Consider the following 17,891-nt stretch of genomic DNA (forward strand, 5'->3'; position numbering starts at 1 on the left):
CAGGGGCTTGCGTTCACTGAGGGGCCATGTGGTGCGTTCGGCCCGGGTCAGAGGCAAGGTTACAATCTTCCGAACGAGCCGTGGGCGCTCCGGCGGCTGGCATTCGGGTTCGGTCGCACGGTCCACGGGGACGGAGTGTCGGTTGGAACTGCGCGACTATCTGCGAATCCTGCATCGCAATTGGATCTTCATTCTGGCGCTGACCGTGCTCGGCGGCGCCGCGGGGTTCGGCTGGTCGCTGCTGAAGGCGCCGACCTATGAGGCCACAACGCAGCTGTACGTCTCGGTGCGATCGGGTGACAGCGCGCTGGTCGGCGAGCTGGCTCAGGGCACGAACTACGCCCGCCAGGCCGTGACGAGCTTCGTCGATGTCGTCAACAGTGCCGTGGTGCTTGATCGGGTGATCGAAGACCTCGATCTCGACATGTCCTCATCTCAGCTCGCCGGGCACGTCAGCGCGTCGGTGCCCGCGAATACGGTGATCATCTCGGCGACCGTCGTCGATGAGGATCCGGCCCAGGCGGCGGCGATCGCCAATTCCGTCGGGACCAACTTCGCTGATGTTGTCGTCAATCAGCTCGAGAAGCCCGAGGGCGACGCGCCCAGCCTGGTGCGCATCGAGACGATCGAGCCGGCCCTCGTGCCGACCTCGACCGCAAGCCCGAACATCCCGCTCAACACGATCCTCGGCGCGCTGCTCGGTCTGGCTGTCGGCGTCGCGTTCGCCGTGTTGCGGACTGTGCTCGACACGCGCATCCACTCGACGCACGACATCGAACAGGTGACCGACAAGCCCGTCCTCGGTGGCATCGCGTTCGACCCCGACACGAAGAAACGTCCGCTCATCGTGCATGCCGACCCGCAGAATCCGCGTGCGGAATCGTTCCGAACGCTGCGCACCAACCTGCAGTTCATCGACATCGATCACGAGCGCGAGTCGAAGTCGTTCGTCATCACGAGCGCCGGGCCCAGCGAGGGCAAGTCCACGACGACCGCGAATCTCGCGATCGCTCTGGCTGAAACCGGAGCACGCGTCGCGCTGATCGACGGCGACCTGCGCCTGCCGAAGATCGCCGAATACATGGGCGTCGAGGGCGGCGTCGGCCTGACCGACGTGCTGATCGGCAAGGCCGCGCTCGCAGACGTCATTCAGCAGTGGGGCCGGGCGAAGCTCTTCGTGCTCCCCTCTGGTCGGATCCCGCCCAACCCGTCCGAACTGCTCGGCAGTCAGGCGATGCAGCGCATGCTCGACTCGCTGCACGAAGCCTTCGACTACGTGCTCATCGATGCCCCGCCGCTCCTGCTGGTCACCGATGCAGCGGTCGTCTCGAAGTACACCAGCGGCGCGATCCTCGTCGCCGCATCCGGCGCCACGAAGAAGCCCCAACTCGAGGGCGCGGTCAAGGCGCTCGACGCGATCGGCAGCCGCCTGCTCGGCGTCATCGTGACGATGCTCCCGACCAAGGGGCCCGACAGCTACGGCTACGGCAGCTACGCGTACAGCGCGACGCACAGCGTCCGCGACAAGACGGCCGTTCGCGACGAGCCCCTCGAGGTCGGGCAGGACGCCTGAGATGGCATTCCGCATCCTGACGGTGTGCACCGGCAACATTTGCCGGTCGCCCCTCGCCGCGCAGCTGCTGCGCGCTCGCCTCGCGCCGCTCGGAGTGATCGTCGAGTCGGCCGGCGTCGGCGCGCTGGCGGGTGAAGGGATGCCCGCACCCGCACGACAGATCGCCGAGCGGCTCGGGGTGACCGACGCTACCGACCACCTGGGCCGCCAGCTGACGGCGGACCATCTGCGCGAGGCCGACTTGATCCTCGCCATGGCGCGCGATCACCGACGCGCGATCGTCGAGCTGTTACCTGCCGCGACGCGAAAGACGTTCACCGTGCGCGAGCTCGCACGCATCGCCGGCGAGGTGACCGACGACGACCTGCGACAGGACGTCGCCGGCGCCGCCTCCACCGACGACGCACTCCGCGCAGCGGTGCTGATGGCCGCAAGCTTCCGCGGAATCGTTGCCCCGCCCGCCTCTCCCGACGAACTCGACGTCGTCGATCCGTACGGTCAGAGCACTGCTGTCTACGAACGATCGGCCGGTCAGCTCGTTCCCGCGGTCGAGGCCACCGCCGTGCTGCTCGAGCGCGCCGCCCTCCTCGCAAGCTGATCCGCCCCGACGGGCGCGCCCGCCGCCGCCACGACCAGAGGTTGACCCTGTGACCCCCGACGACACGTCGCCGCTTCACCCCGCCTTCGGCGGCCTCGACGCAGACGCACCCACGCGCCGCAGCCGTCGCCGTACCGAGTTCTCTGCCGACGAACCGGAATTGATGCCGGAGCAGAAGCCGCGCCGACGCCGACGCTGGTTGTGGTGGACGCTCGGCATCGTCGGCGCGCTCATCCTGCTCGCCGCAGCGCTGGCCGTCGCCGGCCTCCGGTTGGCCGACAGCGCCGTCGATGTGCGTGACAACCTGACGGCCGCGAAGAAGGTCGTCGCCACCATTCCGCAGCTGGCGCGAGAGCAGAACGTGGAGGGGCTGGATGCCGCGGCCACCGAGATCCGGTCCCACACCGCCGCCGCCCTCACCGCCACGGATGACCCGCTGTGGTCGTTCGTCGAGCGGGTGCCCGTCGTCGGGCAGAACCTGGCGGCCGTCCGAAAGACGACGGCCGCCGCCGACATCCTTGTGGAGCAGGCGATGCCCACCGCCGTACAGCTGCTGCAGTCGGTGGATCTCGACCATCTCGCCGTGGTCGATGGCCGTATCGACCTCGAGCCGTACAAGGCGGCTCTCCCACTGATCCCCGCGCTGCGGGAGGCGGTGTCATCGGCTCAGCGCCAGGTGAGCGACATCAACCGTGCCGACCTGATCCCCCAGGTCGACGAGGCGATCGGCGAGTTGCTCGACGTACTCGACCAGGCCGCGCCGGCGCTCGACACCGCCGAGCACCTGCTTCCCGTCGGCCTCGACGTGCTCGGCCAGGCCGGGCAGCGGAAGTATCTGCTGGTCTTCCAGAACACCGCCGAGGTGCGCGCGCTCGGCGGCAACCCGGCTTCCCTCGCTCTGCTGACCGTCGATAATGGAACGATTGCGCTTCCGGAACAGAGCGACTCCTTCGAACTCGCGTACGAGCAAGGCGTTGCGTCCAGGTTGCCGTTACCGGAGGAGATGCTGGACTTTTACGAGTCCGACTTTGTTCCCTACATGCAGAACTACACGCGCACTCCTGACTATCCGACTGCCGCGATGATGCTCGCCGACATCTGGCAGCAAAGCACTGGGGATGTCGTCGACGGAGTGATCTCCGTCGATCCCACGGCGCTCGGGTATCTTCTTTCTGCCGTTGGTTCGGTGACATTGGCCGACGGCGTCGAGATGAACGCGGAAAACGCGGCGACCGTGCTCTTGAAGGACGCGTACGACAGGTATGGCGACCTGCCAGGAACGTTCTTAGACGGCTACTTCGCGGCGGCCGCATCGTCCGTATTCGACAAGCTATCGTCTGGTTCAGGCAAGCCCGAAGACCTTCTGGCAGCCCTGACAAGGGGCGTCGACGATCACCGCATTCTGCTGTGGATGGCGCGGGAGAACGAGCAGGCGATGGCAGCAGAACTCGGCGCCGACGGTCGCTTCGTCCCCGACAACTCGCAGACCGCGCAGGTCGGCGTCTTCGTCAACGACGCGGGCTACAGCAAGCTCGAGTACTACCTGTCGCAGTCCATCGATGTGACGGCAGACACCTGCGCGACCGGAGATGGCCCTGCGACCATCAGCACGACGCTCACGCTCACTTCCGCCGTCCCCGTGTCGGGCCTGAGTGCCTACACGCTCAACGGGCGCGGCCCTCGACTCGGTGTAAGCCGCGAAACGATGATCCTCGACGTGGCCTTTTTCGCTCCCCCGGGAGCCGACAGCATCACGGTCGATCCCGCCGAGGGCGACTTCGGCCTCGACCGTTCAGGAGTCGAGCAGGGGCGCTCGGCGCGCAGCATCGCGATCGGTCTCGAGCCCGGTCAGACGCGGTCGTTCACCTTCACCAGCACGCTGCCACGCGCGACTGTGGGAGCAGCCGGAGCCCCGGCGACGGTGGACGTGCGGCACACGCCACTAGTCGGGGAAACGCCCATTTCCATCCACAAAGCGACATGCGCCGGCTGAGATCGCGCCATCGGCTATCGGGCGTTCCGTTCGTAACATGGCTCATGTAGCCTCCTCTAGCAAGGAAGAGATCGCCGGTGACTCGTAGGTGCACCGGCGTTTTCGTACCCACGAGCCCCCTCTCTGTGGATCAGCAGGAAAGGGACTCCGTGACGACTGAAGTAAACGTCGGCCCCGCCTTCTTTCGCGGGAGCCAGTCAGCAACCTTCGGCGCACCCGACACGTCGAGCGTGGGCGTTCTGTCGGCCGGTGATGCTGCCGGCCCCGAGCGTCAGGCGCCTTCCGGCCGGCCGTGGACACTGCGGTATGCACGCCGCCTCTGGCTGAGCGACCTCGTCGTCCTGATCGCGGTCGTCTACGCCGCGCAGCTTGTCTGGTTCGGAACCGGCAGCGCCCAGGTGGCGATCCGCGAAGACAGCCGACTGAGCGACCTCTCGTACTGGTTCTTCTCGGCGGTGCTGGTGATCGTCTGGATGGTCGGTCTGACCATGGCCGACTCGCGCAGCACGCGCATGATCGGCAACGGGGCGACCGAGTACGCCCGGGTGGCGAACGCAAGTTTCGTGGTCTTCAGCGTCGTGATCATCGCGTGCTTCCTGGCCCGCATCGATGTCGCCCGCGGCTACCTGCTCATCGCCTTGCCACTCGGGGCCCTGCTCCTTATCCTCGAGCGCTACATCTGGCGCAAGTGGCTGCTGCGCCGCAGAGCCCGCGGCGAGTACTCGTCGCGGGTGCTGCTCGTCGGCTCGCACTCGTCGGTCGCGCAGATCGCTAGAGAGCTGCGGCGCACGCCTGGCGCGGGGTACTTCGTCGTCGGCGCATGCGTTCCGACTGGGCAGGTCGGCGCCACGCTCGATGATTCGGATATTCCGATCATGGGCAACGTCAACGACGTGAGTGGCGCGATGCGCGCAGTCGGTGCGGACACGGTCGTCGTGACCAGCACCGACGAGTTGCCGCCGTTCAAGGTGAAGCAGATCTCGTGGGGACTCGAAGCGGGCCGCCAGCACCTGGTGCTCGCACCGAGCATCGTCGACATCGCCGGTCCCCGTCTGCACACTCGGCCGGTGTCGGGCCTTCCACTGATCCACGTGGAGACGCCAAACTTCAGCAAGGGTCAGCGCTTCTTGAAGCGGGCTACCGACCTGGTCGCTGCGTCGCTCGGCGTACTCGTTCTCAGCCCGGTGTTCGCGTTTCTCGCGATGTCAGTGCGACTGTCGAGCGACGGCCCTGTCTTGTTCCGGCAGAAGCGAATCGGGCTTCGCGGTCGCGAGTTCACCATGCTGAAGTTCCGGTCGATGGTCCAGAACGCCGAAGACCTGCTGCCCGAGCTCGCAGCGCAGCAGCGCGATGCCGGCAACGAGGTCCTCTTCAAGATGACCAACGACCCGCGCATCACGCCGATCGGCCGGATCATGCGCAAATTCAGCCTCGATGAGCTGCCGCAGCTCTTCAACGTGATCGGCGGATCGATGTCGCTCGTGGGCCCGCGGCCGCCCTTGCCCAGCGAGGTCGAGCAGTACGCTGACCACGTCCACCGCCGCTTCCTGGCCAAGCCGGGCATCACGGGCGCTTGGCAGGTCAGTGGCCGATCGACGCTCTCGTGGGAAGACTCTGTGCGGCTCGACCTCTCTTACGTGGAGAACTGGACGCTGCTCGGCGACCTCATCATCGTGCTGAAGACGGGTCGGGCCGTGTTCGCTCCAGGCTCAACTGCCCACTGAGGCTTATCGCGTTCACCCGCGGCGCGCTGATCTTATTCGCCTGGCACAGTACATGGCGTGGACAGAGCTTTGGCGAACGCCATCGATTGATAGACGTACTGGTATATCCAGTCGATGAAAGTCAGAGGTTCGCCAACACCAACCACCGCGACGTCACCAGCGAAACAGCGACTGAACACGTAGCGAGCTCGTTCGACGTGCGGCGTGAACGTTACGACGACCGCGGAACGCGCTCCGTGGTCTCGAGCCCACCAGCGCAACATCCTCGCTTCCCCTTTCGTCGTCATGGGAATCGGCACTACGCACGTGAAGCGGTCGTCCCCGCACACACTCAGGCGCTCGGCTGACCACCGCCCTGACCCTGCCCGCCCGACAGTCAATAGAACCTGGTCCGAGACTTCGGCTTCTAGCAATTCTTGCGCGGCGGAAATCCGGTGAGAAGTCGGGGGTCCAAGAACGATGATCACGTCGGCGCGGGCGGGGGCGTCGATGCGCGGGAAGACAAACAACGGAAGTCCGGCTACCGCGAATAACGCAACTCCCAGCAGAGTGGCTACCAATCCGGCGAGCCATCGGCGATGCTCCGCCGATTCGGAGAGTCCATAGGGCGATCTTAACGGGATGGCGGAAGCCCCGCGAAATAGAGGAACTGCGGCTGGACGGATGTGTCGACGGGGTTGAGGTTGTCGTCACCGGGCGGCTGCTGAGCCTTCCTGGCCAACCCGTCCGTTCGCTGAGGACGCCTGCTGCCACGCGCTCGCGGCGTTGTTGTCGCCTACGTCGATGTGTGTGGACAACACGGTCGGTATGACCGCACCCACGGGTTGCCGCGTTATCCCATCGCGGTCGCCGTACGCTCAGCGTCCTCTGTGTGCCGTTTCACGCCCTTCCCTCACCAGCCGAACTTTCAAGACGCGTTGCCAGATACGTTGGCACCACCCGAAACATCTGCTATGTCCAGCGAAGTCGTTCCAGCACGACCTCTAGGAAGGTTTTGCAATGTACCGGGCCTTGCCATTCGATCGACGGCGCACAGCTCCCTCGCGCATGATCATCGTCTTCGTCATCCTGACATCTCTATTGATGGCATTGCTGCCGGCCCGTAGCGCTTCAGCCGCGCCAACCGGGGCTCCTACGGTTGGCGACGTCAGCACAGCGCACCCGCGCTTGATGGCGGACGAATCCCGATTCGCTGACCTGAAACGTCAGACGAGCGCGGATAGCACTTCTGAACTCTTGCTGTCCAAAGTCATTCAGCGAGCGGATGCCCAACTCGCTCTCGCAACAGTGCGCTTTCCCACCAAGACTCCAGTAGCCCTACAAGACACCAGCCGAGCTGTCCAGGACCGCGTTTACAACTTGATGCTCGCCTGGCGTCTGACCTCGAAGTCCAGCTACATCGAGAAGGCGTGGGCGGAATTGCAAGCGGCTGCAAACTTTCCTAACTGGAATCCGGACCACTTCCTGGACACTGCGGAGATGACGAATGCCTTCGCAATCGCGTACGACTGGGGATACTCGTATTGGTCGTCCAGCCGTCGGAACACAATAAGAACAGCGATTCTCAGTCTGGGCCTCACCCCTTCTCGCGCTGTATACGCAGCAGGCCCCAACTCAGCGGGTCCATACAAGACGCTCGGGAACTGGAGTTCGAGAGCGGACAACATCAATGTGATCGTGAACTCCGCGATGATCGTTGGCGCCCTCGCAATCGCTGGCGACACGACGTCCCCTGTTGTCGACGAGGTGTTAGGGAATGCGCACTCGAGTCTCGCAATCGGCCTAACATCGTATAGGGACGACGGCAGCTTCGACGAAGGACCGACCTACTGGGAATACGCGACGCGTTTCGCTGTGACTGGCATCAGGTCGCTGCAGACAAGTACAGGGTCGGACTTCGGACTGCTGGCGGGCGCAACCGGGTTGGCGCAGACCGCGGGGTTCATGATGTCGCTTTCGGGCACAGATGACATCGTCTTCGGCTTTGCCGATAGTGAACTCCGACCGGACCCCGACGCCGCGTACGCCGGCCTGGGCGCGATTCTCAATGACGGATCCCTGATGGCCCTCGCCGCACAGTCTCCTCCGACAGCCTGGGCGGCTCTCCAGTTGCTTTGGCGTGATCCGACGATCTCGGCACAAAGCCCACGTATGCCGCCACGCGATGCGTCCTACGCGGCCGGAATTGTCAGCATGCGCGCGTCAGAGAGCGACCCTTTGGGCACATACGTCGGATTCAGGTCGGCGAGCAACCCGCTTGGCCATCATCAGCACATCGACGGTGGCGATTTCAACCTCCAAGCTCTTGGTCAAGAGTGGGCGATCGACTTAGGGAACGAGGATGCGACCTATGACTCGATGAACGAGGATCGGCAGACTAAGCGTTGGCAGTATTACCGGACCTCGCCGGAGGGGCACAACACGCTTCTTCTCGATGCGTTCCGCCCGGAAGTGGCGACTACTGAAGCGACTACCCTGATATCTCGCGGGGCGAACCTGGACTCAGCCTTCGCGATCTCAGATCTCACGGCGCAGTTCTCATCCGTCGCTAACCAGTGGAAGCGCGGAGTAAAGCTATTCGATTCGCGTAACCAAGTTCTGGTGCAAGACGAGATCTCCGTCAGCCAGCCCGTCCCTGCTCTGTGGTCTATGCACACATCTGCAGAAATTGTTCTGGATACCGACGGTCGAACCGCCACCCTGTTTCAGAACGGCCAACGGCTCGCAGCACGAATCATCTCAGCGGGCGACGCACGCTTCCAGGTGATGGACGCAGTGCCGCTGCCGACCTCTCCCATTCCCGCCCAGGAAGCCAATGATGGCGTCCGTAAGCTTGCGATCGAGTTCACCGCGCGCGGGACAACGACGCTAGCGGTCCAATTCACGCCTTTACCGAAAGGATCAACCGACGCTGGCGCCGCGGTGTCTGCGATGCCACTGTCCACGTGGTCCGCTGCACCGTCGAGCAAATTGACCGCGCTCAAAGTGGACGGGGTAACGGTTGGCGGATTCTCTGCTGACACGCCTTGGTATCAGGTCGTTCATCGCGATCAGTCGAACTTTCCATCCGTGTCGGCGTCGGCCTCAGCGGGTAGTTCGGTCTCAGTTGTTCAGGCCACGGGGACAACACGTGCCGCTCGAGTCACGGTTCAGCAGCCTGGCCTGAGTCCCACGACCTATAGCGTAATTTTTGCCAACGACGCGGTCACGATTGCGGGAGTGATAACCACTGGGGGGGACTCCGGTTGGTCGTCAGCGACATATGACAGGAAGCCGGAGTCCTACTGGGGAACATCAACCGCTGGCGGCTGGGCACGGTGGGAACTGAGCGAACCCATTTCGGCGAAGTCCATGAAGATCACCTGGACTGCGAACGCAGAGAAGCTCACGAAGTACAAGATCGAGTCTTCGAACGATAAGACCGCGTGGACCCTGAGGTTTAATGGCGAGTATCGCGGGCCGTCTGGTTCGCAAATAGTGAAGTTGTCAAACGCAGCGGCGGCCAAGTTCCTACGATTGACAATTCTCGACAGTGGAAAAATCAACGAAGTTGAGATATACCGCTACGACGCGGCCGCCGAACTACCGGATGCTCCTGCTAGAGCCCTCAAATCCATCGAGGTAAGTGGGCTGCCATCCTCCATGCCGGTCGGCGCGACAGGCACGGCCACGCGTGTTCTCAAATGGAACGTCCCAACTGACGATTCTGAGGCCGAAATTCGTTTCATGAGTAGCGACCCAGCTGTCGCTTCGGTCGACGCGACCGGGAAGGTCCGGGCCCTGAAGGGCGGGGTCGTACGCATCGGCGCTCTCGCGACGGCGGATGGTATTGCGGTTTCGTCCTCGGTGTCGGTGACGGTCGTGGATTCGACGCGGGTGCGGATCTATGCGGACGCCGATTCGTACGTGCAGAGCACAACCCCGGATACGAACTTCGGGACGCAGATGGGTTTGCTGTCAAAGCCTTCGTGGAACAGCGGCCCTGACCGGATCACGTACCTCGGTTTCAACCTGTCTTCACTGGCCGGTAAGACAGTGACCTCCGCCGTACTATCGACGGAGAACATGATCACCGACGGCGCCCTGGACACGGCGCGCGTCGACGCACACTCGGTCGCTGGCAGCTGGAGCGAGTCAGCTGTGACTTATACGAACAAGCCAGCTCTGGGCGCGACCGTCGGAAGCTTCCTCACCGATCGCACCCGGAAATACACGTCCGCCGACATCACCGACTATGTCGCATCACTCGCCGCCAACCGCACGAGTCGACTCTCTCTCGGCCTCACGCAAGACAACGTGGGCGCCAATAACGTGATGGTCTACGTGTCATCCCGCGACTACAACAAGCCCCCCTACATCGACATCACCCTTTCACCTTCGCCCGCTGCGGAACTACCTGCGCGCTTGATCCATTCGGTGTCGTTGTCGGATGTTCCATCGTCGATTGAGATCGGCGAATCAGCGACATCCGTCACGTCCGTTAAGGACAGCATCGGCGGTGCTTTCACCCGAGCAACGGTTGCGTACTCTTCTACACAACCGGGAGTTGCAACGGTCACTCCTTCAGGAGTGATTAACGCGGTGGCGCCGGGTTCGACATCGATCGTCGTCACCGCGACGGCGGATGGTATTGCGGTTTCGTCCTCGGTGTCGGTGACGGTCGTGGATTCGACGCGGGTGCGGATCTATGCGGACGCCGATTCGTACGTGCAGAGCACAACCCCGGATACGAACTTCGGGACGCAGATGGGTTTGCTGTCAAAGCCTTCGTGGAACAGCGGCCCTGACCGGATCACGTACCTCGGTTTCAACCTGTCTTCACTGGCCGGTAAGACAGTGACCTCCGCCGTACTATCGACGGAGAACATGATCACCGACGGCGCCCTGGACACGGCGCGCGTCGACGCACACTCGGTCGCTGGCAGCTGGAGCGAGTCAGCTGTGACTTATACGAACAAGCCAGCTCTGGGCGCGACCGTCGGAAGCTTCCTCACCGATCGCACCCGGAAATACACGTCCGCCGACATCACCGACTATGTCGCATCACTCGCCGCCAACCGCACGAGTCGACTCTCTCTCGGCCTCACGCAAGACAACGTGGGCGCCAATAACGTGATGGTCTACGTGTCATCCCGCGACTACAACAAGCCCCCCTACATCGACATCACCCTTTCACCTTCGCCCGCTGCGGAACTACCTGCGCGCTTGATCCATTCGGTGTCGTTGTCGGATGTTCCATCGTCGATTGAGATCGGCGAATCAGCGACATCCGTCACGTCCGTTAAGGACAGCATCGGCGGTGCTTTCACCCGAGCAACGGTTGCGTACTCTTCTACACAACCGGGAGTTGCAACGGTCACTCCTTCAGGAGTGATTAACGCGGTGGCGCCGGGTTCGACATCGATCGTCGTCACCGCGACGGCGGATGGTATTGCGGTTTCGTCCTCGGTGTCGGTGACGGTCGTGGATTCGACGCGGGTGCGGATCTATGCGGACGCCGATTCGTACGTGCAGAGCACAACCCCGGATACGAACTTCGGGACGCAGATGGGTTTGCTGTCAAAGCCTTCGTGGAACAGCGGCCCTGACCGGATCACGTACCTCGGTTTCAACCTGTCTTCACTGGCCGGTAAGACAGTGACCTCCGCCGTACTATCGACGGAGAACATGATCACCGACGGCGCCCTGGACACGGCGCGCGTCGACGCACACTCGGTCGCTGGCAGCTGGAGCGAGTCAGCTGTGACTTATACGAACAAGCCAGCTCTGGGCGCGACCGTCGGAAGCTTCCTCACCGATCGCACCCGGAAATACACGTCCGCCGACATCACCGACTATGTCGCATCACTCGCCGCCAACCGCACGAGTCGACTCTCTCTCGGCCTCACGCAAGACAACGTGGGCGCCAATAACGTGATGGTCTACGTGTCATCCCGCGACTACAACAAGCCCCCCTACATCGACATCACCCTCGAACAGTAGGGCTACACCCTGTCTGTGACAGGCCTTGAACCATGCGGTGGGACGTCCGCCTGGCTTCGACGATCGCGCACATGGTGCGTGCCCGTCTGCAGCACCTGGCGCCTACGCGTCGGCTCAATCCGCGTCGTAGAGGGTGCGCCTGCCGCCACGTTCGTTCGTGTTAACAGGCGCGACACATCCGACTGCTAGCGTCGAACGCATGGCCGGAGCCCCCCTCGATCTGGCACCAAACGTGCAGCGCTATGACACTGTCCAAGCACTTCGATTCGTGGCTGCACTGCTGGTCGTGATCACGCATTCGACGTTCTACGCCTCTGAGAGGCTCGACCCGGACCTTTTCGTCTGGAAGGGCGGAACGGTAGGCGTTGACATCTTCTTCGTGATATCGGGTTTCGTGATGATGATCACTGCTCCGCCATTTCAGAAGGTGAGCGGAGGTTGGCGCTACTTCGCGATGCGACGTGTTACGCGCATCGTACCTATGTATTGGATAGCGACTACCGCCAAGATCGCAATGATTCTCATCCTGCCCGGCGCAGCAATAAATAGCGCGCTCACCCCGGGCCATGTCATATCGTCCTACCTCTTCCTTCCCACGAGGAACGAGTCAGGATCTGTCGAGCCGGTTCTCGGTGTCGGCTGGACATTAACCTTTGAGATGTTCTTCTACGCAGTATTCGCGGTCGGCCTGCTGTTGCGGGCGAATCCCTACATATTTGCAACAATCATCATGTGTTTGGCAGCCGCCGGACACCTGTTGCGCGGAGACGGCGATTGGCCGGTTTGGGCGTTCTACTTCGACAAAGTGGTCCTGTACTTCGTTATCGGCATGACGATTGCGAAGATCGTGAGCAGCAACCGGTTACGTCGGTTCGTCCCTTACATGTTGGGAGGGCTTGTCGCGATCGCCGGCGTCCTGATCATCCTTGGTCAACTCGACTGGTCTAGAAACGCATGGTTGCGGACCGTTGTCGTCACGTTCATCGTTCTCGCGGCGGTTGCATCGGATCGACTACTCACGGGTCGGATTCCTCGCCCCGTTCTCTTCTTCGGCGACGCGTCGTATTCTCTTTATCTCTTCCACCCCCTGCTTGCCCCTCTCGTACCAGCAATCTTGGCGCTGATCGGGTTAGAGGTCGGTTGGCTTTCTGTAATTGGGTCGATTACCGCTGCGCTCGTGGGGAGCGCCCTCATATACGTGTGGGTCGAGAAACCGATCACGCGCGGGGCTCGGAAACTGCCCTTCGCTGGGCGGCTTCCCCAACCGAGCAAAGTTCCGGCCGCCGCTGCGTGATCCAGTCGAAGACTGAACGGCAGAAATCGAGCCAACCCACCGGTCGTAAACTGGACAACAGTCGCCAGCTCTTCAGATTGGACCCGTAGCATCGAACGTTTGCTCATCTTGGGCGTGATCGCTCCATTCGCCATCGCGCTAGCGATCGCTCTTCCAAAGTGGCTTTACCTTGCTGGCATTGCGGCCTTCGCAGCCCTGTTCCGTGGCTTCTCGGTCCTAGCCACGCCGGTGTACCTGGTTGCGGCGGTCGTCTTGACCTTATTCCGCACGAAGAGACCCGCGGTACCTCTTCGTTCGACGCGAATGTTCGTGACGACATCGGTAGTCGCCGGTCTACTCTGCTTCATGTCGATTGCCTGGTCTGTCCGGGGCGACTCCGCAATCGAGGCTGGGCTGACGTGGCTCGCTTTGCCGCTCCTAACGTTGTTCGTGGTGAACATGCTTCTCGACGACGGATTGCCGTCGTTGGGAAAGTTTCTCGCTGCCTTGGCACCGGTGGCCGTCGTGCAGGCGCTCTCAACAGTGGTATTTCGCTTCGCTCCCGCGGTCGAGGAGAGCTACTATCGTTCCTCGCTCTCGACGCTCTTCATCGGTCGGCTAGGGCAGGATCTGTACACCACGGACGCGGTGAATAACGTACTCAATCCAGATCGTGCGGGCGGGTTCCTGTTCGTCAACTTGAATCGCGCCTCGATGGCCATGGGTGTCATGCTCGTGGCGTTTGTCGCATACGGGTATCTGGCGCGCAAACGATGGGTGTGGCTCGCCGTCGCACCACTTGCTGCCGCGATTGTGCTGGGCGGGTCGAAAACAGGACTCGCACTCTTGGTGCTTCTTCCACTTTTTTCACTCATCCTTGCCGTCGCAGCGCGGAGCGGTAACCCGGCCGCACGGATGGGTGTAGTGGTAGGCGGCCTGGTGATCGCAGTCGTGGGGGTTCAGGTCTTCTTTGCTACAGCCGACGACTATGTGAATGCTTCCGAGGCGACCCTCCTACCTCGGCTTCAGCTATGGGGTGAGGCGATCCGGGCGATCGGCGAGAATTTGCTCCTGGGCCTTGGGTTCGGAGGGTGGTACGAGAGGTGGGAATCCGGGGGCGTCGCCATAGCGTTCTCCATGCGACCTGCGCACAATTGGTTTCTCCAGGCCTGGCTCGACGCCGGCATCGCGTATGTCGCCATCTCCATAGTGTTCGTTGTCGTGATACTCATCATGCAATTGCGCGCCGTCAACGACGCGCGCAGCGGTCACGCAAAGTTCGCCATGGCGATGTCTGGTTCGGGATTTCTGTGGGTCGCGATTCACGGTCTCGGAGACAACAGCGCATTGTATGGCGAGCCGCCGGCACTCGCGTTCCTTGCCGTCCTGGCGGCGCTCATGCTCACCGCGGGCAGATTCGATTCCGAGAAGCGCCCGACTCTCAATAGCCGGGACTACGCAACCGCTGGATCACATCGGAGGGTTCACTCCGCACGAAGCGAATCTACTCGATCCAACTGACGCTCAGCCTCGTCGGAAGAGTCGTAGGACACGCGCCGCGAGCGTGGACACATCTGATCGCCTAACAGCGTAGAACGACCAGAATGGTGTGCCGAATCGAAGCCGCATTTGCAGCACATTGAAATTGCTGGAGATAAGGTTCCCGGCGAGCGTTGCCAGCGCTGCCCCGACCGCGCCGATCAGCGGAACCGTGGTGATCACGATGACGAGGTTGATCACGCATGCAAGTACGAGCGAGTAGCTCCTCAATTGCGGCAGACCCCGCGCGCTGAGTCCCGCACCCGCGACCGACCCGGGTATCCCGATCACCACCGCTAGGAGAAGAATCATCGCCACCGGCACAGCCGCTCCGAATTCAGCGCCGAAGAGGACAGGAAGCCACCAGTAGCAGGTGAGCCCGAGCGCGAGCCCCATCATCAAACACACAAGCAGGGACACGCGCGCTGCTCGCGTCAAGGCCTCGTCCGACGAGCTTCTCGCATCGGTGGCGAAAACCACCTCGCGGATGGCGGTATTCACGACAAGGGGCAGCTCGCTGACAGTGACCGCGACGACATAGAGCCCGAGTTCGGTTGTCGAACTCAGCGGAACCATCAGCACTTGGTCGATGCGCATGAGGATGACGCCCGCAATTGACCCAAGCCACGCGCGAGCACTGTAGCCGGTGACATCTGCGTATGAAGGCGGTGGCTCTTCCGATCGCCCCGAACGCCACGGCAAGGCGAGGTAGATCAGGCCCGCGATGACCGGAGAGTATGCGATCGCGAGGGTCGCCGAAAATACATCCAGTTGTGCCAGGAGGGCCAGGATTATGATCGCAATCAAGCGAATCAAAGGCCCAGCGGCACGTTCCGATGCAACTAACGACCATCTTCCGAGTCCAGCTGCAGTCGCCCGCAGAATGCCCACGAAGATGGTTGGAAGGATGGCAAGAGAAGCCATCACGATGAGAGAGGTCAGCTCCTGACTTCCGCCCGAGAGGAACGGCGCTAGCGCGATCGCTGCACCCGTTGCAGCTAGCCCCACCAGTGCCGTGATGATCGTGGCGCGGCGGAGGATGACGAGCCGATGGGTGAGGTCTCTCGCGACGAAGTAGGTTACTGCCTCTGGGATGCCGAACGCCGCCAACGTCGCGAAGAGGAGAAGCGGAGCGGTTGCACCAGCGACTTCACCTCGTCCCTCCGCGCCAAGAACGTGGGCAAGAATCGGCGCGCTGATCAAACCCGCAAGCGGGCCAACGACGTTGCCTAGAAAGTTCTTGGCGGCGCCAGCGAACATCGAATCGTTACCCGACCGACGCCCCACTTCCACCTCCTGGCGCTGTCGTTGACGACATCATCACACCGAAGCCCGCGAACGAAGCACAGAGAGGACTTCCGGGCTGTAGGTGTCAGCGATCTGAGAATCATTCGCACTCAGACCAGTGTTGTACCTGTGCAATGCGGTCTCCTGCGTTGCCCGCAACTCCGGATACTTCTCAGGGGTACGACCCAGCTGTCGAATCACGCGTCCGTTTGCCACTGCGCAATAGTGCAACCACACGTCATCGGCCTTTGGAGATGTCGCCAAGAACTTGTCCCCGGCCAGACGCAACTCATCCAAGAAATCCGCCGGATAGTAGACCCCTGAGACGCCCGTCGCGAAGTTCAGAACGCTCGCCTCAGTATCACGCGCGGGTTGCCACGAGTTGTAGGGCTTCAACACCCCTTCAGGCGTTATCCCGACCCGGTGCGCTCGGTAGCAGACGATCTCCCCGGCGTGAGATGCGCCAGCTTGTTGCAGACGCGCTAGCCAATACCGCGGGTAGATCGAATCGTCGTCGGCCGTCACAAGTGGACGCATGTGTGCGACCTCCGACATGACGTATGGGAAGTACTTTGTATGTGATCCGACGCGAGCTGCACTTGGGCGAATCTCGAGACCCCTCGCTTGCATTCGTCGCAGGGGGCTCGGCAACTCATCGATGTCCACGCCAGGGTCGGTCCACAGAATGAGCCTTCCAGGTAGCGTTCTGCCCGAACCGATCGACTCGACGGTGAGGTGCACCGTGCCGAGCCGGTCACCGTAGCTCGTGAGGCAGATGACCACATCATTTGACTCATCTACAAGCGATCGGTTCGATCGGGCGGCGCGAGACCTCAAAACTGGGGTTATCAGACTCGCCTTCATGCCGCGGCGCAGTTTCGCAAGACGACGCTGTGCCCGGCCAACGATTTGCGTGCTCATATCGACCGCACTCCATCAACTAACGTCATCGCACGCTCTGCCGCGATCTTCACCGATGCTGCAATCGTCAGTTGCTTTGCGTTGGCATACACGTGATCGGAAACCGCTCTTCGTAGATCCTGATCGTCCAAGATGCGACGGACGGCATTCGCCCACACCTCGGGGTCGTCAGACTCCACTACGCATGCTCGGCGCATCTCATCCGATGTGACCAGGAGCGGCGCCGCACCGTAATCGCGCGCGATAACGATCGGAAGCCCTGCAGCCGCCGCCTCGACAGCACTTCGTCCGAAGGCTTCTCGTGCGGACGTCCCGACGAACACGGAAGCGCCGTTCCAAAGTTCATCGGCGTCCGCCCAGCCAGCCCAAGTCAGCCCGTCAGCATGTCGCTTCTGCAGGTCTACTGTCAGCGGCCCCTCCCCGAACAAACGACCGGGGTGGCGGGTCTTCTCGACAATGTCGATGAAGAGTCCAGGTCGCTTGTCTACATCGACGCGGCCCGCCCACACCAGTGGGCCGGCGCCCTCCGTGCCCCAAGAGGTTCGGCTGACACCTCCGATCCCTGCCGGCACGATCTCGGCGGCGCGCGCGGCCGCGAACTCGGAAGCGAGTACCGGGGTTGTGGCCCAGACCTCATCCGCGGATCGAAGTGCGCGCGTCTCTAGCCATCGGAGTGGCAGCCGGCGGAGAAGGCTTTGCTCGCCGGCCGCCGGCCAAGGCTTTCCGCGTACCCATGCCACCCATTTCGCGGAGGCGCGAGCGCGAGATCGAGAAAAAGCGATGTCGCTCTGGGATATCAGTGAGATCACAACGTCGGACGAGGCGATCTCCGGCGACACCTCGGCGATCTCACGGATGCGGCGGACGCTATCACGCCCGTGCCAAGTGAACTCGAGTTCCCGCACACCGCTCGTCTTCAGCGGCGCGCCGGACGCCGTCGGGCGGATGCCGATGACTGCCTTCCAGTCCATTCCTGAGTCCTGAGCAGCGCGAACGAGATC

At 62.5% G+C, this 17,891-nt stretch carries 10 protein-coding genes; 7 read left to right on the top strand and 3 right to left on the bottom strand.

What is annotated here, in order from left to right; genetic code table 11:
* The first annotated feature begins 31 nt into the window (after positions 1-31).
* The 4 genes from BLT19_RS17210 (at position 32) to BLT19_RS17225 (ending at position 5,888) form a co-directional block, all read left to right on the top strand.
* The gene (locus tag BLT19_RS17210; RefSeq protein WP_231917709.1) at positions 32-1,573 is read left to right on the top strand and encodes a polysaccharide biosynthesis tyrosine autokinase; all 1,542 of its coding nucleotides are present in this window, start codon (positions 32-34) and stop codon (positions 1,571-1,573) included.
* 1 nt (position 1,574) lies between these two features.
* Entirely contained in the window at positions 1,575-2,171 is a 597-nt protein-coding gene (locus BLT19_RS17215; protein WP_091492885.1) for an arsenate reductase/protein-tyrosine-phosphatase family protein, read from the top strand.
* A 49-nt stretch (positions 2,172-2,220) separates the two neighbouring features.
* On the top strand, positions 2,221-4,164 hold the full coding sequence (locus BLT19_RS17220; RefSeq protein WP_091492888.1) for a DUF4012 domain-containing protein: 1,944 nt from the start codon (positions 2,221-2,223) through the stop codon (positions 4,162-4,164).
* Positions 4,165-4,403: 239 nt separating this feature from the next.
* Positions 4,404-5,888: a sugar transferase gene (locus BLT19_RS17225; protein ID WP_456237933.1), complete on the top strand. Its 1,485-nt coding sequence runs from the start codon at positions 4,404-4,406 to the stop codon at positions 5,886-5,888.
* Between the two features lie 32 nt (positions 5,889-5,920).
* Here BLT19_RS17225 and BLT19_RS18295 read toward each other — a convergent pair whose 3' ends face one another.
* Positions 5,921-6,355: a YdcF family protein gene (locus tag BLT19_RS18295; RefSeq protein WP_407939837.1), complete on the bottom strand. Its 435-nt coding sequence runs from the start codon at positions 6,353-6,355 to the stop codon at positions 5,921-5,923.
* Between the two features lie 580 nt (positions 6,356-6,935).
* Here BLT19_RS18295 and BLT19_RS17235 point away from each other — a divergent pair.
* The 3 genes from BLT19_RS17235 to BLT19_RS17245 all read left to right on the top strand — a co-directional run bounded on the left by BLT19_RS17235 (position 6,936) and on the right by BLT19_RS17245 (position 14,664).
* Positions 6,936-11,870, top strand: a complete 4,935-nt coding sequence (locus tag BLT19_RS17235; RefSeq protein WP_172825661.1) for a CBM96 family carbohydrate-binding protein — start codon at positions 6,936-6,938, stop codon at positions 11,868-11,870.
* Between the two features lie 199 nt (positions 11,871-12,069).
* Positions 12,070-13,164, top strand: coding sequence for an acyltransferase family protein (locus BLT19_RS17240; protein ID WP_091492900.1), 1,095 nt, complete (start codon positions 12,070-12,072; stop codon positions 13,162-13,164).
* 99 nt (positions 13,165-13,263) lie between these two features.
* Positions 13,264-14,664, top strand: coding sequence for an O-antigen ligase family protein (locus BLT19_RS17245; protein WP_091484723.1), 1,401 nt, complete (start codon positions 13,264-13,266; stop codon positions 14,662-14,664).
* Between the two features lie 3 nt (positions 14,665-14,667).
* Here the strand turns inward: BLT19_RS17245 and BLT19_RS17250 are convergent, their stop codons facing one another.
* Together BLT19_RS17250 and BLT19_RS17255 are read right to left on the bottom strand one after the other, a co-directional pair.
* On the bottom strand, positions 14,668-15,942 hold the full coding sequence (locus BLT19_RS17250; RefSeq protein ID WP_091484725.1) for an oligosaccharide flippase family protein: 1,275 nt from the start codon (positions 15,940-15,942) through the stop codon (positions 14,668-14,670).
* A gap of 944 nt (positions 15,943-16,886) precedes the next feature.
* Entirely contained in the window at positions 16,887-17,861 is a 975-nt protein-coding gene (locus tag BLT19_RS17255; protein ID WP_157681714.1) for a glycosyltransferase family 4 protein, read from the bottom strand.
* Between the last annotated feature and the right edge of the window lie 30 nt (positions 17,862-17,891).

The sequence above is a fragment of the Microbacterium pygmaeum genome (assembly GCF_900100885.1).
In the GTDB taxonomy this organism is placed as follows: Bacteria; Actinomycetota; Actinomycetes; order Actinomycetales; family Microbacteriaceae; genus Microbacterium; species Microbacterium pygmaeum.